At 46.0% G+C, this 25,581-nt stretch carries 26 protein-coding genes; 18 read left to right on the top strand and 8 right to left on the bottom strand.

The window, feature by feature from the left end; all coding sequences use genetic code 11:
- Positions 1–2,178 carry a catalase/peroxidase HPI gene (gene katG / locus TW84_RS14660; RefSeq protein ID WP_045976376.1) on the top strand — a complete coding sequence of 726 codons (2,178 nt, stop codon included), beginning with the start codon at positions 1–3 and terminating at the stop codon, positions 2,176–2,178.
- A gap of 346 nt (positions 2,179–2,524) precedes the next feature.
- On the opposite strand, the gene TW84_RS14655 is transcribed toward katG, so the two are convergent.
- Complete coding sequence (locus TW84_RS14655) at positions 2,525–3,403, bottom strand: NAD(P)-dependent oxidoreductase (protein ID WP_045976375.1); 879 nt, start codon at positions 3,401–3,403, stop codon at positions 2,525–2,527.
- Positions 3,404–3,729: 326 nt separating this feature from the next.
- Between TW84_RS14655 and TW84_RS14650 the strand changes: the two genes are divergently transcribed.
- The 5 genes from TW84_RS14650 to trhO all read left to right on the top strand — a co-directional run bounded on the left by TW84_RS14650 (position 3,730) and on the right by trhO (position 8,736).
- Positions 3,730–5,127, top strand: a complete 1,398-nt coding sequence (locus TW84_RS14650) for an alpha-amylase family protein (RefSeq protein WP_045976374.1) — start codon at positions 3,730–3,732, stop codon at positions 5,125–5,127.
- 115 nt (positions 5,128–5,242) lie between these two features.
- Entirely contained in the window at positions 5,243–5,890 is a 648-nt protein-coding gene (locus TW84_RS14645; RefSeq protein ID WP_045976373.1) for an HAD family hydrolase, read from the top strand.
- 190 nt (positions 5,891–6,080) lie between these two features.
- Positions 6,081–6,938, top strand: a complete 858-nt coding sequence (yghU, locus tag TW84_RS14640; RefSeq protein WP_045976372.1) for a glutathione-dependent disulfide-bond oxidoreductase — start codon at positions 6,081–6,083, stop codon at positions 6,936–6,938.
- 275 nt (positions 6,939–7,213) lie between these two features.
- Complete coding sequence (locus TW84_RS14635; protein ID WP_045976371.1) at positions 7,214–7,603, top strand: VOC family protein; 390 nt, start codon at positions 7,214–7,216, stop codon at positions 7,601–7,603.
- A 152-nt stretch (positions 7,604–7,755) separates the two neighbouring features.
- The gene (gene trhO / locus TW84_RS14630; protein WP_045976370.1) at positions 7,756–8,736 is read left to right on the top strand and encodes an oxygen-dependent tRNA uridine(34) hydroxylase TrhO; all 981 of its coding nucleotides are present in this window, start codon (positions 7,756–7,758) and stop codon (positions 8,734–8,736) included.
- 148 nt (positions 8,737–8,884) lie between these two features.
- On the opposite strand, the gene TW84_RS14625 is transcribed toward trhO, so the two are convergent.
- The gene (locus tag TW84_RS14625) at positions 8,885–9,832 is read right to left on the bottom strand and encodes an endonuclease/exonuclease/phosphatase family protein (protein ID WP_045976369.1); all 948 of its coding nucleotides are present in this window, start codon (positions 9,830–9,832) and stop codon (positions 8,885–8,887) included.
- Between the two features lie 115 nt (positions 9,833–9,947).
- The gene (locus TW84_RS14620) at positions 9,948–10,334 is read right to left on the bottom strand and encodes a helix-turn-helix domain-containing protein (protein WP_045976368.1); all 387 of its coding nucleotides are present in this window, start codon (positions 10,332–10,334) and stop codon (positions 9,948–9,950) included.
- A 44-nt stretch (positions 10,335–10,378) separates the two neighbouring features.
- Between TW84_RS14620 and TW84_RS14615 the strand changes: the two genes are divergently transcribed.
- From TW84_RS14615 to TW84_RS14605, 3 genes are all read left to right on the top strand, one after another.
- Entirely contained in the window at positions 10,379–10,906 is a 528-nt protein-coding gene (locus TW84_RS14615) for a DUF2938 domain-containing protein (protein WP_338061755.1), read from the top strand.
- A 145-nt stretch (positions 10,907–11,051) separates the two neighbouring features.
- Positions 11,052–11,432 carry a hypothetical protein gene (locus tag TW84_RS14610; protein ID WP_045976366.1) on the top strand — a complete coding sequence of 127 codons (381 nt, stop codon included), beginning with the start codon at positions 11,052–11,054 and terminating at the stop codon, positions 11,430–11,432.
- Between the two features lie 17 nt (positions 11,433–11,449).
- On the top strand, positions 11,450–12,850 hold the full coding sequence (locus TW84_RS14605; protein ID WP_045976365.1) for a class II fumarate hydratase: 1,401 nt from the start codon (positions 11,450–11,452) through the stop codon (positions 12,848–12,850).
- A gap of 37 nt (positions 12,851–12,887) precedes the next feature.
- Here TW84_RS14605 and TW84_RS24895 read toward each other — a convergent pair whose 3' ends face one another.
- Both TW84_RS24895 and TW84_RS14595 read right to left on the bottom strand, forming a co-directional pair.
- A complete protein-coding gene (locus TW84_RS24895; protein WP_045976364.1) occupies positions 12,888–13,037 on the bottom strand; it encodes a hypothetical protein in 150 nt (49 codons plus the stop codon).
- An 89-nt stretch (positions 13,038–13,126) separates the two neighbouring features.
- Entirely contained in the window at positions 13,127–13,477 is a 351-nt protein-coding gene (locus tag TW84_RS14595; protein ID WP_045976363.1) for a hypothetical protein, read from the bottom strand.
- A 185-nt stretch (positions 13,478–13,662) separates the two neighbouring features.
- On the opposite strand from TW84_RS14595, the gene TW84_RS14590 reads away from it, so the two are divergent.
- From TW84_RS14590 to TW84_RS14580, 3 genes are read left to right on the top strand one after another with little or no spacing between them, the layout of a single operon-like run.
- Positions 13,663–14,613 (top strand): HlyD family secretion protein, encoded by a 951-nt coding sequence (locus TW84_RS14590; protein WP_045976362.1) that lies wholly within the window; start codon positions 13,663–13,665, stop codon positions 14,611–14,613.
- 5 nt (positions 14,614–14,618) lie between these two features.
- Positions 14,619–15,542 carry an ABC transporter ATP-binding protein gene (locus TW84_RS14585; RefSeq protein WP_045976361.1) on the top strand — a complete coding sequence of 308 codons (924 nt, stop codon included), beginning with the start codon at positions 14,619–14,621 and terminating at the stop codon, positions 15,540–15,542.
- Complete coding sequence (locus tag TW84_RS14580; protein ID WP_045976360.1) at positions 15,539–16,639, top strand: ABC transporter permease; 1,101 nt, start codon at positions 15,539–15,541, stop codon at positions 16,637–16,639. Before TW84_RS14585 ends, TW84_RS14580 begins: the two co-directional genes overlap by 4 nt.
- 37 nt (positions 16,640–16,676) lie before the next feature.
- Here the strand turns inward: TW84_RS14580 and TW84_RS14575 are convergent, their stop codons facing one another.
- Together TW84_RS14575 and TW84_RS14570 are read right to left on the bottom strand one after the other, a co-directional pair.
- A complete protein-coding gene (locus TW84_RS14575) occupies positions 16,677–17,045 on the bottom strand; it encodes a VOC family protein (RefSeq protein ID WP_045976359.1) in 369 nt (122 codons plus the stop codon).
- 79 nt (positions 17,046–17,124) lie between these two features.
- Positions 17,125–18,057, bottom strand: coding sequence for an endonuclease/exonuclease/phosphatase family protein (locus TW84_RS14570; RefSeq protein WP_045976358.1), 933 nt, complete (start codon positions 18,055–18,057; stop codon positions 17,125–17,127).
- Between the two features lie 299 nt (positions 18,058–18,356).
- Between TW84_RS14570 and TW84_RS14565 the strand changes: the two genes are divergently transcribed.
- The 3 genes from TW84_RS14565 to TW84_RS14555 all read left to right on the top strand — a co-directional run bounded on the left by TW84_RS14565 (position 18,357) and on the right by TW84_RS14555 (position 21,975).
- Positions 18,357–20,285, top strand: a complete 1,929-nt coding sequence (locus TW84_RS14565; protein WP_045976493.1) for a response regulator — start codon at positions 18,357–18,359, stop codon at positions 20,283–20,285.
- A 156-nt stretch (positions 20,286–20,441) separates the two neighbouring features.
- A complete protein-coding gene (locus TW84_RS14560; protein WP_045976357.1) occupies positions 20,442–21,227 on the top strand; it encodes a substrate-binding periplasmic protein in 786 nt (261 codons plus the stop codon).
- A gap of 70 nt (positions 21,228–21,297) precedes the next feature.
- Entirely contained in the window at positions 21,298–21,975 is a 678-nt protein-coding gene (locus tag TW84_RS14555) for an HAD family hydrolase (protein WP_045976356.1), read from the top strand.
- Here TW84_RS14555 and TW84_RS14550 read toward each other — a convergent pair.
- Positions 21,944–22,489, bottom strand: a complete 546-nt coding sequence (locus tag TW84_RS14550) for a GNAT family N-acetyltransferase (protein ID WP_045976355.1) — start codon at positions 22,487–22,489, stop codon at positions 21,944–21,946. The genes TW84_RS14555 and TW84_RS14550 overlap by 32 nt on opposite strands.
- Before the next feature lie 176 nt (positions 22,490–22,665).
- On the opposite strand from TW84_RS14550, the gene TW84_RS14545 reads away from it, so the two are divergent.
- From TW84_RS14545 to TW84_RS14535, 3 genes are read left to right on the top strand one after another with little or no spacing between them, the layout of a single operon-like run.
- Positions 22,666–24,051 (top strand): ATP-binding protein, encoded by a 1,386-nt coding sequence (locus TW84_RS14545; protein ID WP_045976354.1) that lies wholly within the window; start codon positions 22,666–22,668, stop codon positions 24,049–24,051.
- Positions 24,048–24,698, top strand: coding sequence for a response regulator transcription factor (locus tag TW84_RS14540; protein ID WP_045976353.1), 651 nt, complete (start codon positions 24,048–24,050; stop codon positions 24,696–24,698). The genes TW84_RS14545 and TW84_RS14540 overlap by 4 nt, the downstream gene beginning before the upstream one ends.
- Positions 24,695–25,504, top strand: coding sequence for a DUF2861 family protein (locus TW84_RS14535; protein ID WP_045976352.1), 810 nt, complete (start codon positions 24,695–24,697; stop codon positions 25,502–25,504). Before TW84_RS14540 ends, TW84_RS14535 begins: the two co-directional genes overlap by 4 nt.
- Positions 25,505–25,581 lie beyond the last annotated feature (77 nt).

The following is a 25,581-nucleotide window of genomic DNA, read 5'->3' as shown; positions in this document are numbered from 1 at the left end:
ATGGAACACAAAAACGTGAATACTGGCGGTAAATGTCCTGTCATGCATGGCGGTGCAACTTCTTCAGACTCATCTAACGTAGCTTGGTGGCCAAACGCCCTCAACCTCGACATCTTGCATCAGCACGACCAGAAATCGAATCCAATGGGCCTAGACTTTAACTATCGTGAAGAGCTTAAAAAGCTCGATGTTGAAGCCTTAAAGAATGATGTTAAAGCTCTGATGACTGATAGTCAGGACTGGTGGCCAGCAGACTGGGGCCATTACGGTGGCTTAATGATTCGGATGGCATGGCACTCTGCAGGCTCTTATCGTACTGGCGATGGTCGCGGTGGTGCGGATACCGGTAACCAACGCTTTGCTCCTCTGAACTCTTGGCCTGACAATGCAAACCTAGACAAAGCTCGTCGCTTGCTTTGGCCTATTAAACAGAAATATGGCAATAAAATCAGTTGGGCTGATCTGATGATCCTAGCTGGCAACATGGCTTATGAATCCATGGGCTTGAAAACCTTCGGCTTTGCATTTGGTCGCGAAGACATCTGGCACCCAGAAAAAGACATCTACTGGGGCGCAGAAACAGAATGGCTAGCAGAGAGCGGTGGTGAAAACAGTCGCTATTCGGGTGAGCGTGACTTAGAAAACCCGCTTGCCGCTGTCATGATGGGCTTAATCTACGTAAACCCTGAAGGTGTTGATGGTAAACCAGACCCACTAAAAACGGCTCAGGACATGCGTGTCACTTTTGAACGTATGGGAATGAACGATGAAGAAACTGTCGCACTGACCGCTGGTGGCCACACCGTGGGTAAAGCACATGGTAATGGAGACGCCGATAAACTGGGTGCCGAACCAGAGCGTGCAGAGCTAGATGAACAAGGTCTTGGATGGAACAACCATACCTCTCGTGGTATTGGCCGTGACACTGTGACCAGTGGGTTGGAAGGTGCGTGGACAACCCATCCAACTCAATGGGATAACGGTTTCTTCCATCTGCTGTTCAGCTATGACTGGTCTTTGCAAAAGAGTCCAGCGGGTGCATGGCAGTGGGAACCAGACAACATCAAAGAGGAAGACAAACCTGTTGATGTCGAAGATGCAAGTATTCGTCATAACCCAATCATGACTGATGCCGATATGGCGCTGAAAATTGATCCTGAATACCGCAAGATATCAGAACGCTTCTACAAGGATCCCGCTTACTTCTCCGACACCTTCGCTCGTGCGTGGTTTAAGCTGACTCACCGCGACATGGGGCCAAAATCCCGCTACTTCGGCCCAGATGTTCCGGCAGAAGAGCTAACTTGGCAAGATCCTGTCCCTGCTGGTCAAAGCAATTACGATGTTGCAGCGGTCAAAGCTAAAATCGCCGCAAGTGGTTTAAGCGTTAGCGAGATGGTTTCAACCGCTTGGGACAGCGCCCGTACCTATCGTAACTCAGACAAACGTGGCGGCGCTAATGGTGCTCGTATCCGCCTTGCGCCACAAAATCGTTGGCAAGGTAACGAACCCGAAAAGCTCGCTAAAGTCCTTTCGGTTCTAGAGGGTATCGCCTCTGAGTCAGGAGTAAGTGTCGCGGATACCATAGTTCTTGCTGGTAACGTTGGCATTGAGCAAGCAGCGCGCGCCGCTGGTATAAACATCTCCGTTCCTTTTGCTCCGGGACGTGGTGATGCAAGTGCTGCCCAAACAGATGTCGATTCCTTTGATGTGCTGGAGCCTGTCGCTGACGGATTCCGAAACTGGCAGAAGCAGCATTATGCGGTAAGCCCTGAAGAGTTGATGTTAGACCATGCACAGCTATTGGGTTTAACGGCCCCAGAAATGACGGTTCTGATTGGTGGTATGCGTGTGCTTGGAACCAACCACTCTGGGTCTAGTCACGGTGTATTCACTGATAATGTCGGTGCACTGACGAACGATTTCTTCATCAACCTGACAGACATGCGATACACATGGAAGCCAACTGGGCGTAACTCCTACTCTATTGTCGAGCGCAGCAGCGGTGAAGAAAAATGGACAGCAACCCGAGTCGACCTTGTATTTGGATCTAACTCCATCCTACGTGCTTACGCTGAAGTCTACGCTCAGGATGATAACAAAGAGAAGTTCGTCCGCGACTTCGTAGACGCTTGGACCAAAGTAATGAACGCTGACCGCTTCGATTTGAAACAATAACTTGCAATAACGCCCCACGGTTTTTGTGAGTCCGTGGGGTAGCAGAGATTTGATCTGGACAGATGTTTAACTCATCAACAATTTGGCAAAAAACTGTAGGTTGCACTAGTTTTAGATAGGTAACAGCAGTTAAGCAATGAAGCTCATATAAGACTTCACCAATCCATTAACCATAGATGTTACAAATGAGGAGAGTTGGCTATGAAAGGATTCGAATTCTTTAAGTTATTTGACACCAAAGAGCTGTTCATCTTCTACTGATATAGAGTATCCCGCTTGAATCAGTACTGAATTCCATACGCCGATCGCTAACCTGCACGCATCGGCGTATTGTTTGACTCAGCGCTTATTGTTTTTTCGCCACCGCTTTCATCAGAACAGAAGTATCCATACGCCCATAGCCATCTTGTTGTAGCTCAGCGTATTGCTCATCGACCTTCTTAGTTAACGGTAAATCTAGCCCGGCTCGTTCCGCTTCTTTCAGGCAGAACCCTAAGTCTTTGCGCATCCAATCAATAGCAAAACCAAAATCAAACTTATCTTGTGACATGGTCACGGCGCGATTTTCCATTTGCCATGAACCCGCTGCACCATGTTTGAGGGTTTCAACCACTTGTTTTACATCCAAACCAGATTTTTGAGCGAGTAGCAACGCTTCGCTAAGCCCCTGCAGAATACCGCCAATACAAATTTGGTTAACCATTTTACAGCGTTGACCCTGGCCATTTTCTCCCAGCAACGTCATTTGTTTAGCGTACACATCCATCACTGGTGAGATTTGTTCGAACACCACTTGATCACCGCCACACATAATGGTCAACACGCCATTCTCAGCGCCCGCTTGACCACCAGAAACTGGCGCATCAATAAACTGATTGCCGTTTTCTTTAGCTGCAGCCGACAATTCAACCGCTAGCTCAGCGGACGTTGTCGTATGGTCCACCAGCACAGCTCCTGCCTTCAATCCAGCAAGAACGCCATCTTCACCGTAAATCACACTGCGTACGTCGTCGTCATTACCGACGCAAACAAACACAACATCACAATCCTGAGCCGCTTGTTTAGGCGTCTCACACGCAACACCTTGGTATTCCTCAGCCCATTTGTCTGCTTTGGTTTTAGTGCGGTTAAACACTTTGGTGGAATATCCCGCTTTACTTAAGTAGCCTGCCATAGGGTAGCCCATTACACCCAAGCCAATAAACGCGACTTTCTGCTGACTCATTCTCATTTCCCTTTATCATTTTGTAATTAGGGACACAGTCTACTAAACATTACGGATCATTTTCACTATTCGTCATTCTTTGATTTGCGCAACGACGACAATCATCTGTCAGCAGCGAGGCGTCATTTAACCCTTGAAAATTGGACATTTACCAACCAATTCGAACGCAAAATAACCAAACTCATCACAAAATTCTACCCCTGTAGGAATTTTGTAAATTGCCCCCCTACAGAGTGTGACCGTAATCCAGTCTTCCATTTCAAGCACTATTAATAGCAATTTATAAAAATATCATTGCCCTGAATATCAATAACGAGAAACACCCTATGAAAAAAATAACAACTTTACTCGCTGCCACTGCTGCGCTCAGCGCACCGCAACTGACCTATGCCGACGCAATCCTACACGCGTTCAACTGGAAATATTCGGATGTGACAAACAACGCCCAGCAAATCGCCGCTAACGGATTCAAAAAGGTTCTAATTTCTCCCGCGATGAAATCTAGCGGCACAAAATGGTGGGCACGCTATCAACCTCAGGATTTTCGTGTTATCGACTCTCCACTGGGCAATAAACAAGACTTAGAAGCCATGATCGCTGCACTTAAAACACAAGGCGTCGAAGTCTATGCCGATGTTGTCCTCAACCATATGGCCAATGAGGCGTCAAAGCGCAGCGATCTCAACTACCCAGGCTCAGACGTACTTAACGAGTACGCTTCACGAAGTCACTACTACGCCAACCAGACCTTATTTGGCAACTTGAGCCAAAATCTTTTTTCTGGCAATGACTTCCACCCAGCGGGTTGTATCACCAACTGGAACGACCCTGGTCACGTACAGTACTGGCGACTTTGTGGTGACAATGGCGATACCGGACTACCAGATTTAGATCCCAATAACTGGGTTGTGTCACAGCAGAAAAACTACCTTCATGCCCTCAAGTCTATGGGAATCAAGGGGTTTCGCATTGATGCCGTCAAACACATGAGCCAGTATCAAATCGATCAGATTTTCACATCAGACATTACTGCTGGAATGCATGTTTTCGGTGAGGTAATTACCAGTGGTGGTAAGGGCGATAGCGGTTATGAAGCCTTTTTAGCACCCTATTTAAACAACACCGATCATGCCGCTTACGATTTCCCTCTGTTCGCTTCTATTCGCAGCGCTTTCTCTTTCAGTGGTGGATTAAGCCAACTCCATGATCCTCAAGCGTTCGGTCAAGCTTTAGAGAATTCACGTGCCATCACCTTCACTGTGACACACGACATTCCCACCAACGATGGTTTTCGCTATCAAATTATGGACCCCAAAGATGAGCAGTTAGCGTATGCCTACGTATTGGGTAAAGATGGCGGCACACCACTTATCTATAGTGATGAACTACCAGACAGCGAAGATAGAGATAATGGTCGCTGGGCTGACGTATGGAAAGACACCACAATGATCAACATGCTTAAGTTCCATAACTCAATGCAAGGTAAACCAATGACTGTTGTGCACAGTGATCAATGCACGCTGGTTTTCAAGCGTGGTAAAGCGGGCGTCGTTGGCATCAATAAGTGTGGCGAAGCAAAGTCTATAACAGTGGATACGTATCAACATGAGTTCAACTGGAACCTTGCTTACAAAGATACGCTAACTGGAGATACCACTGTCGTCACATCGCGTAACCATACATTCAATATTCCGGCCCGCACAGCAAGAATGTGGATGCTATAGTCTAAGTACAACTAGTAAAGGTCTGGTCAATACCAGACCTTTTTTCGGCGCTTTTACTATAATTTAGAAGTGTGCAAAAATGAGCGCCCGAACTGTTAATTAATATGCTGTACTCATGAAAATTCAAGCCGCTATCTTTGATATGGATGGCCTTCTGTTGGACACCGAGCGTGTATGCATGCGTGTTTTTAAACAAGCTTGCGTGAACGTCAACCTACCTTTCTATGAAGACGTTTATCTCTCCATCATCGGTCGTAACTCCGCAGGCATAGAAAAGATCTTTCGAGCCGCTTATGGGGATGACCTCGACAAACTCCACAATGAGTGGCGTCGCAACTACGATGCTATCGTCAAACACAAACCTATTCCAGTTAAAGACGGCGTTGTTGAACTTTTGGAATGGCTCAAACAACAGCAAATTCCAACCGCTGTGGCGACCTCTACTCAGCGTGACGTCGCAGAAGTTAAACTGCGCCTTGCGGGTTTAGACTCATACTTTGACAGCCTGACTTGCGGCTGCGAAGTGTCAGTCGGCAAGCCCGACCCAGAGATCTATCTACTGGCAGCCGATCGAGTCAATGCTCACGCCGAACACTGTATCGCATTCGAAGACTCCAATAATGGTGTAAAGAGTGCCGTAGCCGCAAAGATGACCACCTACCAAATCCCCGACCTAGTGGAACCTTGCGAAGACGTAAAAGCATTGGGGCATTATATTCTCCCCTCACTCCACTCAGCACTAGAACACCTTAAGCGAGCATAGTCTTACCACCCCTAGGGTAATATCAATGGGTTGCTTATCCGTCCATCTCCCTCCATTAGCAACCCCTTATTCAATTAACCGATTTGCAATAACCAAAGGTTCTAATAATCTGATAACGAGGGGTTTTTATCTCTTCATATCACCACCATCTAATCTAGTGCCGGATATCAATTTTGGACAAGGAATCATAATGACTAACCAATACGTACCACCAAAAGTTTGGAAAATGGATGACGAGAATGGCGGCCAATGGGCCAGCATTAACCGACCAGATTCAGGGGCCCGACACGAGCAAGCGCTACCCGTTGGTTCACACCCAATCCAGCTGCATTCTATGGGCACACCAAATGGCCAAAAAGTGACAATTATGCTTGAGGAACTTCTCGCCCTTGGGGTTAGTGACGCTGAGTATGACGCTTATTTGATAAAAATTGGCGACGGAGATCAGTTTGGTTCTGGCTTTGTCGAGGTGAACCCAAACTCCAAGATCCCAGCATTGGTTGACCGCTCAGGTGACACACCAATCAACGTATTCGAATCTGGTAATATTTTGCTTTACCTTGCCGAGAAATTCGGCCATTTCCTACCAACAGATGTTACAGCGAAAACAGAGGTCATGAACTGGCTGTTCTGGCTTCAGGGCTCCGCACCGTACTTAGGCGGTGGCTTTGGTCATTTCTACGCCTACGCGCCAGAGAAGTTTGAATACCCAATCAATCGTTTCTCAATGGAAGCGAAACGTCAACTGGATGTGTTGGACAAGCAGCTAGCAAACCATACCTTTATCGCTGGTGAAGAATACAGCATTGCGGATATCGCTATCTGGCCTTGGTACGGCAATTTAGTGCTGGGTAAGATTTACGACGCTGGCGAATTTCTTGACGTCGATAGCTATAAAAACCTTAAGCGTTGGGCTGAAGCCATTGAAGCTCGCCAAGCAGTCCAGCGTGGTCGTATCGTCAACCGTGCATGGGGCGAGGAGTGGGAACAGGTTCCAGAACGCCACAGCGCGGAAGATATCGATAAGGTACTTAAACTCAAACCTTAAGCCATAAAACACAATAATAAATCCTCCCATTCAAAATGAGAGGATTTATTTCGTTCCAACGCCCCCAACTAGAGCACTAATTGGGAAAACGCATTCGGCAATCACATCCTCGTTTCTGTACTACAACTCCGCCAGAGTTAAGTGTCACGCATCCATAGCTTCTTCCCAACCAATATCATCAGTAATAAGGAAAAAAACCGAAAGAAATCATCTCTTTTTTCCTTCCTAGATCACGATTAGCATTTCCTATCAAATACAACAACTGAGATGCAATTATGAACATTGAGCACGTTGCGCTCTGGACCAAACAGCTAGAGTTACTCAAAGATTTCTATATCAAGTATTTCAACGCAACGCCCAATAAAAAATACCATAACAGTGAAAAGAACTTCTCTTCTTACTTCCTATCGTTTAGCAGTGGTTGCCGGCTAGAACTGATGCAAATGGACAGCATTCCAGAGTCAAAAGATGACCTATATGACCAATTCACTGGTTTTATCCATATTGCCATTTCGCTTGGTTCAGAGCTTGCGGTAGAACAATTGACTCAACGTTTAGTTGCAGATGGCTACGAGTTACTTAGTGGCCCGAGAACGACGGGTGACGGCTACTACGAAAGTTGCTTCTTTGACCCAGACGGCAATCGGATTGAGCTAACGGTATAGATCAATCTTTTATCATCAGAATATGACAAAACATACTTCATCAATTTAACCCTAAAAACTGTCTGTATTTGTCGCTAGCGCTCTCCGCTATACTTCGCCCGATTTAACTCAAAGCTCTGGATTTACGCTCCAGTTCGCTAAAAGGAAAAAACATGACAGATTACGTAGTATGCGCACTTTATAAGTTTGTGCGTCTTGAAGATTATGTGGAACTTCGTGAGCCGCTAAAAGCGCTGATGGAACAACATCAGATCCGTGGCACTCTCTTATTGGCCAGCGAAGGCATCAATGGTACGGTCGCTTCTAGCCGTGAAGGTATCGACACTCTTCTCGCCTGGTTCAAGCAGGATTCACGCCTTGCAGATATCGTTTACAAAGAGTCATTCGACGCAAACCAACCGTTTAACCGTACCAAGGTTAAGTTGAAAAAAGAAATCGTGACTCTTGGTGTAGAAGGCATCGACCCTCGTCATGTCGTCGGTACTTACGTTAAGCCAGACGAGTGGAATGAGCTGATCTCAGATCCTGAAGTTTTCGTCGTCGATACACGTAATGACTACGAGATCGAAATTGGTACCTTCAAAAATGCCGTTAACCCGAAAACCGATACTTTCCGTGACTTCCCTGAGTACGTCGCTGAAAACATGGATCCAGCGAAGCACAAGAAAGTCGCTATGTTCTGTACTGGTGGTATTCGTTGTGAAAAATCTACGGCTTACATGAAGGAACAAGGCTTCGAAGAGGTGTACCACCTAGAAGGCGGCATCCTGAAGTATCTTGAAGAAGTGCCTGAAGAAGAAAGCATGTGGGAAGGCGATTGCTACGTATTCGATGGCCGTGTCGCGGTAAACCACCAGCTAGAGAAAAGTGGCTACGAGATGTGTAATGCGTGTCGTTTGCCAATTACTCAGGAAGACATAGAATCGGAAGCGTTTGAAAAAGGCGTTAGCTGCCCTAAATGTATCGACAAGCATACAGATGAGCAAAAAGCGCGCTTCCGTGAGCGTGAAAAGCAAGTTCAACTCGCTAACAAACGCGGCGAAACACACGTTGGAGGCGAGGCCGATCAGGTGATTGCTCAACGTCGAAAAGAAAAAATTGCCCGTAAAGAACAGCAAAGAAAATCTAAGTAACGCCTAGTCGTTCCGAATTCAATCCCCTCTGCATTTTTGCGAGGGGATTTTTTTGCACACTTGAAACGCTATCGATCACTAAAAGAACACATTAATTATTGAAATTATTGGAAATTTGATGAATAGCTATCAATTAGTGTCGAGCACATCACAGCACAAACCTAACTGTCACCGAGACAAACGCGTGATCACTCGCCTGCTTGTCCCGCTCAAAACTTGGATTTATGAGGTGATTGTCGAGCGTGGAATAGGATGTCACATCGGCCATTGAGTACTGCGAGTCGGGCTGAAACTCCTGCGACAATAAGATGTAGTCGAGCACGTTACCTTTTGCGAAATGATAGTGTGTGGGTGGACGCTCTGTCTCAGGCTGTTTGATAGCGAAAATGTCCCAACTGTCTCGCAGCTTAAGGCCTGATTCGCCTTCGATAGTTTTGGTCAGTAAACCTGTGATGTCACTGCTGATCGACTGATTCATATCTCCCATCAAAACAGTCGGAATCGGATGCTTCGCGTATTGTTGTTCCATCGCCAATCTCAGCATCACCGCTTCCCATCCTCTTTGCTGGCTTGAAAGCCATTGACCCACCAGCGGGTATCCTCCACCTTCTTCTATCGCTTCGGTGGCTCTCTGTGATTTTAGGTGGCTGACATAAACAGCTATTTCACCAATATCTGGAACTTCTACCACTGCAAAAACGGGCTGACGGCTAAACGCTGGCAGCGAGATTGAATAGCCTGCTAGCGATGATGCCGGTAACGTGACCGCTTCAACATGTGAGATAGGGTATTTAGAAGCCAGAGCCACAACGGGATGAGAGTAGATGTAATCACTTTCTATGTTTGGGCTATCTACACTGGCAAAATATGAGTAGCCCATTTCTTTGAATAACTGGCAGGCAGCATCAATACTAAATACTTCTTGAAGTGCCACTATGTCTGCTTCAAGGTTCTGAATGGCATTTTTTGTCCATTGGCATTTAGCTTGCCAAGCATCAGCATCATAAATATTCTCAAAGTCATAAAACGCACCGGGTGGTTCGATGAAATTGAACAAATTGGCGCTGGCAAATGTGAGTCTTTTGTCGGTTAGCAAAGTGCGACCTTATTGGTTCTAATTAGAGTCTGTTGACCTAGTGTTTAGTGTAAGCCTATCTATGGCAATCTGCTGATTGATAAGCCTGTTAAGCAAGCTAAGGTGACTTTAACTGTCACAGGTAATGTTTTACCGATTTCATCATTTTTTGAAATGAAGGGCAGTCTAGATGTGACCGCTCTGGACAATTTGCCACGTGGTTGAGACTATCCCGCACCGCTTGCAGTCTTTTAATCTGAGCATCGATTTCATGCGTTTTCTGAGTGAGCAGAGCCCTGTCTATCGACAACTCATCCTTGTCATCAAACATAACTGATATCTCATCAAGCGATAAACCTGCTAAGCGTCCTAGACAGATGATATTGAGCTTATTCAGTACGCTGGGGGCATATTGTCTTCGTAAACCATTGCGGCCAATTGAACGAATCAGACCAAGTTTCTCATAGTATCTGAGTGCAGAAGGCTTGAGCCCAGACCGACGAGACACATCCGCGATATCCATATTAATCACCCTTGACTTAAAGTCGACTTCAAGTTGTAGCCTAGATGCAATCTATCAAAACCATCAGCGAATACAACGAGGATATTCAAATGGAAACTCATATCTTGCTTCAAGCGACTCTGATCGGAATCGGCGCAACCCTCATCATGGACTCATGGGGAATCATGCAAAGACTGATTCTGGGCATTCCACCGCTCAATTACGGATTAGTCGCAAGGTGGATAGCTGGGATTCCAAAAGGGAAATGGATACATAAGACCATTATGAACACGCCATCGGTTTGGGGAGAAAACACCCTTGGTTGGCTACTGCACTATCTCATCGGGGTAGTTTTCGCCATCGGACATGTTTATTGGGCTGGAGAAACGTGGCTTACCTCTCCAACATTTACAAAAGCTTGGTTGACTGGCCTGGTAACCTTAACCTTCCCTTACTTCATTGTTCAGCCTTGTCTTGGATTTGGCATCGCTGCAAGCAAAACCCCAAAGCCAAGGCTAGCGAGAGCATTAAGCCTATTCACCCATACCGCCTATGGCGCCGGTTTATTCCTTTCGGCACTGCTCTTATCTTGAGGCGCCGCAGTAATCGCCGCTAATATCATCAGAAAACAGCACCTGATTGTGCGCCAGCGCACTGTCTGACATCCATACAGCAAACAGGGTTGATTCGAACACTCAAAGCGATAATAATTCTCATTACAAAAATTTTGAGGTCAGTATGGATAGCCAAAAACCGCTTTATAATGCTTTCTTTAAAGCACAAGATAGATTTGTTGATCGTTACACACCTTGTGGATTCGAACCCGATATCATTCACGACTACATACACTGGGCGATGACCTTATCTTCATTGTATGAACAAGGTACGGAGAATGAGAACCCACTACTGTGTGAACTTTATCTACGTCAGGTGTATTTTCATTTGATTGAAGCGATTCAGGATCCTGCGAGAAGCCGTACATTCCGACGGGTTTGCCTCGACGCAATCCATACTCCTCTACTCTGTTTAAAACGCTACTACTACCAATGGGAAGATGGCGATATTAAGTTTTTAAACCTACAACAACAATTGCAGCGTATCCAAACGCCACACGACTAAGTTCAAAAGGATAACCAATGACTCAATCTTCTGCCCCGCAAGAATTCCGTGTTGAAAAAGACAGCATGGGAGAAGTGAAAGTACCTGCGAATGCCCTATATCAGGCACAAACACAACGCGCAGTCGACAACTTTCATTTCAGCAAACATACCATGCCAAGCGCATTTATTCAGGCGCTGGCTTACGTTAAGCAAACGGCCGCTTTAACAAATGCTCAACTGGGTCTAATGGAAGGTGATATTGCCAATGCGATAGCCGACGCCGCACAAACCATTATTGATGGTCAGCACCTAGAGCACTTCCCAATTGACGTTTTTCAAACTGGCTCAGGCACCAGTTCGAACATGAATGCTAATGAAGTGATTGCGACGTTAGCCAGTGATATTCTTGGTGGTGACGTAAACCCTAACGACCATGTCAACATGGGTCAAAGCAGTAACGACGTCGTGCCAACAGCGATTCAGGTCAGCGCAGCCCTCACCGTAGAAAAACAGCTTATCCCAGCGTTAAATCACTTCATTACTACGCTACAGAGTAAGCGCAGTGAAATCGGCCATGTTGTGAAAACAGGCAGAACACACCTGATGGACGCCATGCCAATCACATTTGATCAAGAACTTGGCGGCTGGCAGTTCCAGCTTGAACAAGCGAAACAAGGGATTGAACAAAGCCTGATTGGCGTTAAAGCTTTGGCCCAAGGTGGTACCGCTGTCGGTACAGGTATCAATGCTGATCCAAGATTTGCTCAAGCCTTTGCAGATAACCTCTCTCAGGCAACACGTTTACAATTCACGTCTAGCGAAAACTTCTTCTATAACTTGAGCAGTCAGGATGCCTTAGTTGCTCTTTCCGGTCAGCTCAAAACGGCTGCCGTAGCGATTATGAAAATATCGAACGATCTACGCTGGATGAATTCCGGCCCACTGGCTGGCTTGGGTGAGATTGAACTGCAAGGCCTACAACCAGGCTCTTCTATTATGCCGGGCAAAGTCAACCCAGTGATCCCAGAGGCCGCAGCCATGGCAGCCGCACAAGTGATCGGCAACGACACCACCATCACCGTAGGCGGCCAATCTGGCAACTTCCAGCTTAACGTCATGCTGCCTGTGATCGCTTACAATGTACTGGAAAGCATCGAACTGTTAGCCAACAGCGCGCTGGCTCTGGCAGACAAAGCGGTCGCGACCTTCAAGGTACGTGAAGACAACCTTCAAGTCGCATTAGCGAAAAACCCGATTCTGGTGACGGCGCTCAACCCTGTTATTGGCTATTTGAAAGCAGCTGAAGTGGCTAAGAAGGCATACAAAGAAGGACGTGCCATTATTGACGTCGCAGAAGAAGAAACTGATCTTGATCGTACTACGCTAGAGCGTTTGCTTGATCCGGCGAAGCTGACTCAAGGTGGTGTTGCCGAATAAACCCGATAGCACACATCCTTGTGCTGTGTGCTCTGGTTTAGATCCAAGCCAGAGTAATGAGCAAAAATGGGACAGCAATCATTGATGCCATTTTTGCCAGTGACAACATCTCGCGAAGGACAATTTCACGCTTAGGTGACATCGTGTGCTTCGCATGATGCGCCACTATTGCTTGGGCATTGTTCATAGTTCCTCAAACATGCGCTTATGTTAGTGGAGACGCGATTCTAAAGCCTTATCTGAGGGACCGCAATGCCGATAGCCGTCAGAGTTTGGTTAAAACACCATCACATGATCCACCATGATTTTACCTTCACGATAAACCAAGACCATTTCAGCGACGTAATCTCCTTCAACTCGACTAAAACCTTGCTTCCAGACAAAGGCGGTTGAATCAGGGCGCTTGAACAGTGCTACCGGAACTCGGTCAGCGAACACGCCTTTTTGTGACTGATACTGTTTCACGACACGCTCGAAATAGTCCGGCTTTACGATATCGCGCAAGCGCGGGGTAAAATCCTGCACATGTTTCGCATGATTTATCTCTGTCGAAGCCTGCATTAAATTGTCCATTATTGGATTGGCTAGTTCCCAAAGAGCTTGATCACTCATTTGCTCAAAGTCCATTGCAACCTCTGTAATAACTGCATGAAGAAAAAGAACAAATCATACAAAATTAATCACTAGATTAATTTTGTATGAATTAAGTTTCTGTATCTATAGTTAACCGAGAATATATCCTATTTAGACAATCATTGGTATCGCTCCGCTTAGCGACACCTTCACCTTAACTTGCTGATTTGGAGTACTTTATGAAACGGTTCTTGATCGGTTCTGTTCTGATTTCGCTGTTAACTGCCTGTACACAAGATGACTCATCTCAAGCACTTGGTACGTTGGAAAGAGACCGTGTTACCTTCACTGCAACCGCCAACGAAATCATCCGTGCGTTACCTGCGACAGAAGGATCACAAGTAAAACTAGGCGAAGTGTTGGTACAACTTGATACCACTAGCCAAGAAGCGGTACTCGCCCGTGCAGTTGCTGAGCAATCCAAAGCAGAAGCTTACCTACTCAAATTAACCAATGGTGAACGCCCAGAAGACATTGCAGCTTCTCAAGCTCGTGTTAAACGTGCTGAAGCTCAATTAACTGAAGCCCAGAAAAATTACACCCGAAAAGCAGAGTTGGTTGAAAAACGCTTGATCAGCCAATCAGAGAAAGACACCGCACTTGCGGCACGTGACTCTGCGAAAGCGGAACTGGACTCAGCAAAGGAAGAATTTAGCAAGCTGACAGCTGGCTCACGTCTTGAAGATATCGAACAAGCAAAAGCCGAACTCGCGGCTTCTATGGCTGATGTGACTCTCCAGCAACAGAAGCTTAGCGAGCTCACCATTACCGCCACCCGTGATGGGGTGTTGGATAACTTACCTTACAATTTGGGCGAACGCGTTCCCGTCAATGGTGTGGTCGCCGTGATACAAGCAAGCCGCATCCCGTATGCGCGTGTTTATGTGCCAGCTAGCCATCGCATTGATTTCATACCGGGCAAATCCGTTTCCGTTACGGTAGATGGTGTTGAAAACCCAATCTCTGGAACCGTTCGTTGGGTTGCGAGCGAGCCCTCATTTACGCCCTATTATGCGCTCACCGAAGACGAGCGTTCTCGCTTGATGTATCTGGCGGAAGTTGACCTTGAATCCTCGGCTCAGCGACTACCATCTGGCATCCCAGCACAAATCGACTTGTCTAGAGAGTAGTGCCTATGGAATATGCGATTAAAGCAGAAAATGTGGTCAAGAGGTTTGGTGATTTCACCGCCATTAACGACATCACACTCAATGTACCCAAAGGCAGTATTTACGGCTTTCTTGGACCAAACGGCTGTGGGAAGTCCACCACCATCCGAGTGCTAACGGGTTTGCTCAGCCCAAGTGAAGGTGAGGTCGATGTGCTAGGGTTAGAAATACCACGCCAGTCTGAACTGCTGCGCCTCAAAATTGGCTATATGACGCAGAAGTTCTCCTTATATGACGATTTAACCGTCGAGGAAAACTTAGAGTTTATCGGTCAAATATTTGGTATGGGGTCCAAGCACCTCAAGCAACGTCTCAACGAACAGTTGAAAACCTACGGCTTGGACCAGCGCCGAAAACAACGTGTCAGTGGGATGAGTGGCGGCCAGAAACAACGTCTTTCCCTCGCGGCCGCCACTATGCATCAGCCTGAGCTCTTGTTTCTTGATGAGCCGACTTCAGCTGTTGACCCTGAAAACCGCCGCGAATTCTGGGAACAACTTTTTGATCTGTCAGACCAAGGAACCACGATTCTGGTTACGACTCATTACATGGATGAGGCTGAACGTTGCCACAGACTGGCCATCATGGAGGCAGGAAGAATTCGTGCCGATGGCGAGCCAGAGCAGTTAATGGCCGATATGGGTGTCAATATTGTTGAGGTCAAAGCAGACAATTTGCGGGCACTGAAGGAATCCCTTCTTGCCAGAGAGGAAGTGCGCTCTGCCGCGCAATTGGGCATTCGACTTCGAGTTTTGATTCATCAACATATCCAAGATCCGATTGCATGGTTACGCCAACAGTTTCCTGAGCTCAGTGAAGCGGAAATGAATCTAGCCAGACCGAGCCTAGAAGATGTGTTTGTCACCGTCACGGGAGAAGGAAGACAATGATCCAGTCAATCGCTCGCATGAAGGCGATCATGTTTAAAGAAATCCGTCAGCTTTCCCGTGACCGCATCACCTTTGGCATGGTTGTGATGATTCCCCTGATTCAGCTGCTGCTATTTGGTTTTGCGATTAACACCGATGTACGAAATATTCCTATTGGTGTCGTAGACCAAAGTCAGAGCACTGCCGGACGCGTCATAACAGAATCCGTCAAGGTCACCCAGGTGGTTGATGTCAAAGCTACATACCCGACTGCTGAACAGGCAGAACAAGCCATTCAGAACGGTGTTATACGTGCTGTACTGATTATTCCATCTGACCTCACGCAACGAATGACCCAAGGGCGAGTGCTAGGGCAATGGGTTGTCGATGGTTCCGATACTATGATCAGTTCAGCGATTCTTGCACTGCAGAATATGCCGTTAACGGACTTTGATTTTGAAATCCGTCCAGAACAACAAAAGACTTTTGAAGTCGCTTTGTTCTACAACCCAAGTCGCCGTTCTGCGGTGAATATTGTGCCGGGTTTGCTTGGTGTCATTTTAACAATGACGATGATTCTCTTCACCAGTGCAGCCATTGTAAGAGAAAGGGAACGTGGCAATCTGGAACTATTAATCACTACACCAATCCACTCGTTCGAACTGATGGTCGCTAAAATCATCCCATATATTTTTGTCGGCTTGATTCAAGTGTTCATTATTCTGGGACTAGGTCACTTCATTTTTGATGTACCGATTAACGGAGCTATTAGCCAGATCCTTCTAGGGACGCTGTTGTTTATCTCCGCAAGCCTTACTCTTGGTTTAGTGATCTCGACCGTAGCGTCCACACAGCTTCAAGCCATGCAGATGACCGTTTTTATCTTGCTGCCTTCCATTTTGCTATCAGGCTTTATGTTTCCCTATGAGGCAATGCCCAATGCGGCTCAATGGATTTCTGAAGCTTTACCCGCCACACACTTTATGCGCCTAATTCGCGGTATTGTACTGCGTGGCTCTGACCTAAGCGGTATGTGGCACGACACATTATGGCTGGCCTGCTTTACTGTGATTGGCCTATTGATCGCCTCGACAAGGTTCAAGAAGTCGTTGGATTAAAGGCACACGCCCCTCGATGATGAGGGGCGTTTTTACATTAACGGATATTTTGCGCGATTCGCCACAGCACGCCAGAAGGATCGATCAAACAAAACTCCAACATGCCCCACGGTTGTTCAATCAACTCTGTCACTTTACACTCAAAGTCCGTTTCGACACCGGACGCCTGAACATGACCCAACCAACCCATCGCATCCTCTACCAGTAAATGCATCATAGTGTTTTGTGCGTGTTCAACTTGATAGTAGTTCTGTAGTAGAAAAGCGGTGTGCTCTTTTCGCATGTAAGCAACGTCACCGAAGACTGAAGCAACCTCAAAGCCCAACGCCTGATAAAATCGTTGCGAAACTTCAAAATCTTTGCTGGGAATAAAGGATTTAATTTCCGTAATCGCCAAATTTGCCATAGTTACCATCCAAAGGCTGATTAAGTTAATCGGAGGGTAACCTAGCTAAAACCTTCACACAATAAGTTGAGAATAATAATCAATAACCAATCTCGGTTTTGATTAGAAAGTGGTCTGAGCCAGTAGGGTGAGGTGAACTTTGACGCTGGCAAATCTTTCTGCCTGAATTCATAGACTGTAGCCACAAGTGATCAATGGCGATCATCGAGACTGGAGGCGTATTAAAAGCCTCTGACCAATTTGGCCAACTTGCCACCGGAGCTTTCTGAAAAGTCGGGAACAGTTTTGCAAAACGTAAGCTGACCGCAGAGAGGTTAAAGTCCCCCAATATCATTACCTCATCGCTGGGGTAGAGTTCGACCAAGGATTCAATAGTCCTGATCAGAGCATTTCGCCGATACCACAACTCTTTGTTCCTCGGTGAAGTGGGATGGGCCACAATGAGCGTCATCGCGCTTTGATTGTGAGGATACCAAGTTCCACGAATGATGTTTTGTTGATCCGGTGTTGTAAACACTGACATATTTTTTAACGGGGAAACACTTAGTATCATCTGACTTGAAGGGTAACCTACCCCTTTTTGCCCTCCATAAAAATAAGGATAAACATCATTAAGCATTTGCAACTTATCACCAATGTTTGGTGCAACTTCTTGCATCACAACTAAATCAGCAGGTTTGGTGAGTAAGTAGTTAATAAATGCGTTAACGTCAGGGTTTTCATAGTAGAGGTTAAACTGTACTACTGAGACGGAGTTCGTGCAGCGTGCAACTAGCGTTTGATTGGACTTTGGCGCCATCAAGGCAAATGCACCCGCCAGTACAATACATATCGCACTTGGTGCCCACTTCATTCTTAACGCGAGAATCAGTGCAAACAATAGATAGACGATTAAAAACAGACTTGGGTAGGCGACCAGGTTTTCTACCCACCAATTCGCCTCTTTTAACGACAGCCCCGCCCACAACAAAGCTGGGCTGTAAACAATCAACCAGATTTTCCAACGCCTCACTGTAAGTCCTTTTAAAGTGGAGCTTTATTTAAGTATGTACCATGTTTCACTAAATGGTGCTTTTTATTGCTTCAGCCCATCATTCAGGCAACAAACGTGATGTCAGTGGCACTCAGTAGAAAATATAAGCATCAAAAAAGCCTCTTTGCCGTATTCCTTTACTGTACTGATGTGATTTCACCTCGCACTTCTCCGTGAAAAACTGAGGTGGATAGTGACTTGGTGTTCAAAAGAGTTTCCCTAAAACCACAATGCCAACTAGGCTATTAGTAAGCAATAAAACACATAAAAAATTTGCTATGAGAAAACAACGTCAACTTGGCATCGACAAGAAGCTTGTCATTGTCACCTTTTTCGTCAGCACGGCTCTGGCTTTTGCTATAGCGGGCGTGAGTTTGTTCGTCGATTACCGAACGGAGCAAGAGAACCTCGATAAGCAGATGTTGCAGGTCGAGGACAACTATGTGGTCAGTTTACAGAATAGCCTGTGGATGGAAGATCAAAAGCAGCTATTGACCCAAGCGAAGGGGATATTTCTATTACCTTGGGTAGACCGACTAACCATTATCGATAGCAGTAAGTCTATCATTGAACTTGGCACACCGACAAAAGGCCAAAAGATAACCAATACTTGGGATCTCACCTATCAGCAGGGCAACAAGAGCTTCACACTCGGCCAACTTAAAATAGAAACGGATCTTGGTCCCCGTTATGAGCTACTTTGGCAAAAATTTTGGCTTGTTCTTTCCTTAACTTTTGCCCAAACCCTTATCGTTGTGGCCTGCTTAATTTGGATTACCCTCAGGCTTATTACAAAACCCATTGCTAACCTCTCTTCCGCCATGGCGGACTTCGATGATGGCCCCACTCCAAGCAAGTTGACGCCCCCCAAGCGAATGTTTAGTGATGAAATTAGCGTGCTCATAGAGGACTACAACAACTGTGTTCAACAACTGCAGAATAAATACCAACACATTTCCGAATGCAAACAGAAAGCGGAAATCGCCAATGTAAAAAAGAGTGAGTTTTTAGCCAACATGAGCCATGAAATACGGACCCCAATGAATGGCATCGTGGGAGTGGCAGAGCTGCTGAAAGAAACCAAACCCAACGAAGTACAGCGCAATTATGTCGACATTCTACTCACCTCTTCCCATACCCTACTCGATATCATCAATGACATCCTCGATTTTTCTAAAATCGAAGCCGGCCACTTTGAATTAGACCCGACTGAATTCGACTTAAAGCTACTGATACAACAACAAGCCAACGAGTACAGTATCAGAGCCAAACAGAAAGAGTTGTTCTTCGATTGCAACATCGATCCGGCTGTACCTCAGAAAATTGAAGCCGATTCAATACGTCTCAAACAGGTCATCAACAATCTTATCGGGAACGCTCTTAAATTCACCCAAAGGGGTTACGTCGAACTCAATTTAAAGATGTTAGAGAGTGAGTCCGGTCAGCAGCTACAGTTTGAAGTCAAAGATACGGGGGTAGGCATTGCAAAAGATAAATTGAGCTCAATCTTTAACAAATTTCAGCAAGCTGATAGCAGTATCACACGACAGTACGGAGGAACAGGTCTAGGGCTAGCGATCAGCCAGAAAATCGTTCAAATGATGGGGGGTACGCTTGAAGTAACTAGCGAAGTTAACCTCGGCAGCAGCTTCTACTTCTCGATACCAATAGTTCGAGCCGCGTTAGGGCGAAGCGTATTCACTCAACCTTCGCCCAACTTGGTTGAGTTTCCGGCCTCTTCAACTACTCAGATGAAAAAGCTGGTACCGAAATACACCACTGGCCTCAAAGTGTTAGTCGTCGAAGACACACGAGTTAACCAACAAGTGATACAGGTAATGCTGAATCTGCTCGGACTTGAAGTCGACATCGCCCAGAATGGCCAGGAGGCATGGGAATACTGTCAACACAATAAAGTGGATGCTATTTTGATGGATTGTCACATGCCGGTTATGGACGGCTACGAAGCGACACAAAAAATACGCCAACTCGAAGGTTGGGCCGCTTATGTGCCAATTATCGCCGTGACAGCCAACGTGATCAAAGAAGAACGAGAACGTTGTTTTGAAATTGGCATGAATGGTTTCTTATCCAAGCCGATAAAACCAAAGGAAATAGAAGAAGCACTCATTAACTATGTTCCCGCCTATCAAAGCGCACAAAACAAAGCAAAAGTGGCCAATGGCGCACCAGCCTCGACCAAATAATGTATGACCGTCAAGGTGACAGAGTCGGAATGCTTTTCCAACAAGGCTAAGAGGTTGCTCAAACAAGCGCCCATTCATTAATCTTTGTCAGTCAAACTACTTATTACTTAAATTGTCATCTAAATTTGAAGATAGGGCATAATAAGAGGGCGAAGCATGAGTAGACTATTCACATCAGTATTGTTGATTATACACTCATCACTATGTCTCGCTCAGAGCAATGAACGCACCGTGACATTTGTTGTTGGAGACTGGGAACCTTACACAAGTAGCCAGAATAATCCCGAATACAAAATGGCAGAGGATCTCGTTACCGCTGCCTATGCAACTCAAGGCTATACAGTCGACATTAAGTACCATCCTTGGAGCAGAGCGTATCGATATGCCGAGATTGGCAAGTTTGACGGTACTTTTCCTTGGTTCAAAAATAAGCAACGCACTTCAATTTTTGAATTTTCCGAACCGCTCTTCACTCAGAAAGTTGTTTTTTTTTACCATAGCAAAAGTTACTTCGACTGGCAGAATATGTCGGATTTGAACAACTTCCGTATCGGCGCAACACAGGCATATGAAGTCACACGTTTGATGGCCTCAAATGGGGTCAAGCTGGAAATAGCCAATGAGGATCAAAGCAATTTTATTAAGTTAGCCAAACACCGACTCGATGCTTACCCCGCAGCCATTGAACGAGGGTACTACATGATGGGAACCTTGCTTACGGCCACCCAAATTGGACAGATACGAGTCCACCCAAAAGCTATCATCGAAAAAGACATGTTTGTGATGTTTTCCAAGCACAACCCAAACCGCAATCAAAAACTGAAGAGAGCCCTGAAATTAGGCATTCAGGAACTGTTCGAATCTGGTGAATATCAGAAAATCATCAGTGTCGATAGTCAAATTTCGCTCCCTGAGAAACCTGTCCAACAAGTTCAACGTTAAGTGCAAACAAACTGTCATACTTGTTCGCTAATCTGCCTTGCCTCCAACACTTACTCAGCGAGAGTCCAACATGTCTACTTCCCTCTACGTTTTCGATCTTGACGAAACATTAATCCATGCTGACAGTGCCATGCTATGGAATGAGTTTCTGGTGGAAAAAGGTATCGTTAAGACAAGCAGTTTTCTAAAAGAAGATCGACGCCTAATGCAGTTGTATTCACAGGGAAAACTGAACATGGATGAGTATCTCCAATTCGCTATGCTTCCGATAGCTGACTTACCAATACAAGAGGTTGAATCACTGGTTGAAGAATGTGTCGATAAGTGGATTGCACCCACGCAATTTCCCCAGTCTATTTCCTTGTTAAACGAGCTACATCAACAAGGCAAACAGACCCTGATCATCTCCGCTACCGTGAGTTTCATTGTAGACGCTGTAGCAAAACGTTTGGGGGTCAACCATTCAATGGGGATCGACTTGGTAACTCACAATAACCATTACACTGCGATAGTGGCGGGAGTTGCAAGTTACCGGCAAGGAAAAGTCACTAGGCTGGAGCAATGGCTTTTCCAGCAAACTGCTCACTACTCAGACATTCATTTTTTTACCGACTCAATCAACGATCTGCCTTTGTGCGAACGCGCTGATTTCGTTTACTTGGTTAACCCATGTTCTCAGTTGAGAGCTCTTGCTGAGCGCCCTAACTGGAGAGTGCTTAATTGGAACTCGCAGAAACTGCAAGGTTAACAGGTTCAGTGTCACCTTTGATGGACGACGGCACAAAGCGGAGTCCCAACATGGTACATCCATCTTCATAGTAGCGGTCTGTGAAGACTTTAAAGCCATGGGCACCATAGTAATCTTTAAGATGCTGCTGAGAGGATATAAAAATCGAATCTTGGGGATAAATTTCTCGGATCGTACTAAAGCTCAATGCCATGAGATCATGCCCGATACCCTTTCCGCGGTGACTTTTCGCAATGATGACACGACCGATACACACGTCCTTATCGTTGGCCTCGATAAACTGTTGCACCTCTGGGGGGTAGCCCAGTCCTTGAGCCATCAATCGGCTATAGGCTACCAGTTTATCACCATCGAACCCCATAACATGCCGAGTTTCCGGGTCAACATCCTTGCCGTCCAAATCACTATAAGGTGCCTGCTGCTCTACGATAAACACATCCACTCGCAAGCGTAAACATTCATAAAGTTCATAGACCGATAATTCTGAAAAAGTTTTGACTCGCCACTCTAACATTCTACTTCTCCTGTTTTTTTCAGAGCTCAAGATTAATGCTCATGTCATCAACAATCATTAACCTTTGTTAAGTAAAATCACCTCACTTTCGATCAACAGTGTTGACATAGGGGTTACAAACTCCACTGAAAAACCGCTAGAATTTCAGAGAATCCAACGCCAACACGAGTCCACCAATGCGCCAATATTACCTGGCTATGTGTTTTGTCATGCTATTTCCTCTCTGCTCTCAGGCACAGAGTGTTCAAGACAAATGGCAATCACTTTATCAACAGAGCTGGCAGTCGGCGGATTTATCTGTAAGTCAACAGCAACTTAGTCGCTTTCCAGTCGAACTACTCAAGGAAAGTGCTCGCTACCCAGATTTTTCGCATTACTCTTGGCAAGAGATTGAAACAGTTTATAAGGTATCTCAGGCCTGTCGTTCAGAGGGCTCTACGGCTGAACATCTCAAAGACGCGGTTGAGTTCGAATTGGCAATGTGCCGCAGTCAAAGTCTCAACCCACGGTGGTTTACCGACCGAGCTCTGCGCCATCCTGCTGGCGGAAGTTTTGCTGATCGCTACCTTGCACTGCAGCCCGACGCTGAAAAAGCGGACCTGCTGCCCTTCCTGACCATTGGTAATGTGAAACACCCTTTGCATCATGCCCTATCGCAACTTTCAGGAAAAGGACGAGAAGCCTTACTAAATGGCTATCGAGCTTGGATGGAGAAGGATAGGCTTTGGCTAAGTGGCGAGCAAGGCTGGAAATCCATACCAGCGCAAACATGGCAACCACTGGCGCGCAAGCTCAATATGACGCTTTCAGGCCCAAGCTGCACGTTGCGTTATAGCAACCTTTGTATCAGTGAGATCCCGGAAAACATTCTGGCATTGCGTTTGTTTATCGCTGGATTGTCCTTGCTAACACTCTTGATAGCAGCAAGAGCACTATACGCCAAACGTCGACAAAGTCGGGAAAGACGTTTCATTTTGCAGTTGCTCACACATGAATTGCGAACGCCAATCACCAGCCTTGGGTTGACGGTAGAAATGTTTCGTCATCAGTTTGATCACTTACCCAAAAGCGCTCAAGAAGCCGTTTGGCGTTTAATGTCCGATCACCAACGATTAGCGCAATTGACGGAGAACAGTAAAATCTACCTGAGCACACAACGTTCTGATCAATTAATGAAACAAACGGCTTACGTTAGTGATTGGCTTGAACATATCTGTCAAAAGCACCAGCTAGAATACCAGCTAAACCAAGATAGAGAGTTGACCTTGCCTTTCTATTGGCTTTCCATTTGTTTGGATAACCTAATCAACAATGCCAAACAACACGGGCAAGGCAAGATACTGGTTAACGTCATACTGAGCCGCACTTTGGTTATTGAAGTCATGGATCAGGGCGACTTTCTTTCTCCGATGAGGCGGCTTATCGCCCGAACAAGGCAATCCACCAGTGGCGAAAATATGGGAATAGGTTTGAATATTGTTGAACATCTCATCAAATTGATGGGTGGAAGGTTGCGCATTCAGCGTCGCCCTACTCGTTGTACTTTGGAGTTACCGTTGTGAAAACCCTACTATTGATTGAAGACGACCTGTTGCTTGGACAAGGGCTGGTGTCTTTGTTTGAATCAAACGGCTACCACTGCCTCTGGGAGCAGGAGTCTCATAGAGTCGAGCAACAATGGTTTAAAGCGGATCTCGTCATCCTCGACAGGCAGCTGAGCGACGGCGACAGCTTAAGGCATTTGCCGCACTGGTTGCTGTTAAAAGCACTACCCGTCATTATCCTCACTGCAAAAGTAGACACGTCACAGAAAGTTGAAGGTTTGATGGCAGGAGCCAAAGACTATGTCACTAAACCCTTTTCTCATGAAGAATTGTTAGCTCGAGTAGTAAGCCACCTAAGACCATTAGGAGATAGTTCACTGAGTTATGGTGGCATTGAAATCCACGTAGCAAAACGCGAAGCGAGCTTCAACAACCAAATTATTACCTTTAAGCCGAAAGAATTTCAGTTATTGGTCTTACTTGTGCAACATCAAGGGCGAGTGTTTCACAGAGATGAGCTGCTCAATAAAGTTTGGGGATATCAAGCATTTCCTAGCACTCGCACCATAGATAACCATGTGCTTCGCCTGCGCCAAAAGCTGCCAGTATTGAACATTGAAACCCACCGTGGGGTCGGCTATCGACTCAATGAGGCGACGTCATGATTTATAGACTGTTGTATGTGTTGTGTATCTTGTTCACTCCACCCAGTGTGTACGCAAACTGGTTTGACAACACGCCACTAGCGCGAACCTATGAAGCACTGCTCAGAAACCAATCTCAGCTCGCTTGGCAAGAGCTGCATCTCGCACTCAATCAACACAGTATCAGCCGTGAGTTTTGGCTGCCCATAAAGCAAGAAATTATGCAGCGTTCTCAATGTGGGCGGCAACTCGTCAGCTATTCAAAACCGTTACCTGCTGATCTTAGCCTTAGCTTTGTTCGTCGTTCCGGCCTTTCCTCACAAGGGTTTCAAGTTAAGTTATCCGCTGAAAATGTAAACTCAGCGTTAGAAGTTGAGCTGATATCACCCGTAAAGAAAGCCATCCTGCGGGGCTTACTTTCCGCCCAGCCAAGCTATCAGGAGATCGAAAGTAAAGAAATGCTTCAGGAACCTAAAGCAGGCATCTATCGACTAAAGCTTAATGGCAATGACTACGATTTAGTCGTCGCGTTACCGAAAAATAGCCACTGGTTAACGCTAGACAACATAACTCAGCAGGTCATTATTACCCCACCCGTCGTGGTGAATAGTTGTGCCAAACCCGTTGCAAACTGGCAATGGTTTAGTTATGACTATATATTGCTCAACAAACGTACACCAATTCAACAGTTCAACGTTCCGTTTCCTGATAAAACCCAGCAACCCAAAGGAGCCAAACACCTCAGTGCGTCGGTCTCTATCTTTGAGTATCAACAAGGACTTAAAGTTGAATACATACAAAGACTTGCCATTCCCTTTTCACCGTAAAGGTAAGCTCGAAAGCCAGTCAATTGAGACATATGGGTGACATTAATCCTTCGATCGTGAGCTCTAATGAATGTCTC

The organism is Vibrio neptunius (genome assembly GCF_000967495.1).
GTDB lineage: Bacteria > Pseudomonadota > Gammaproteobacteria > Enterobacterales > Vibrionaceae > Vibrio > Vibrio neptunius.
Note: the sequence above shows the minus strand (reverse complement) of the source record. Positions and strands in the feature narration are given on the sequence as shown.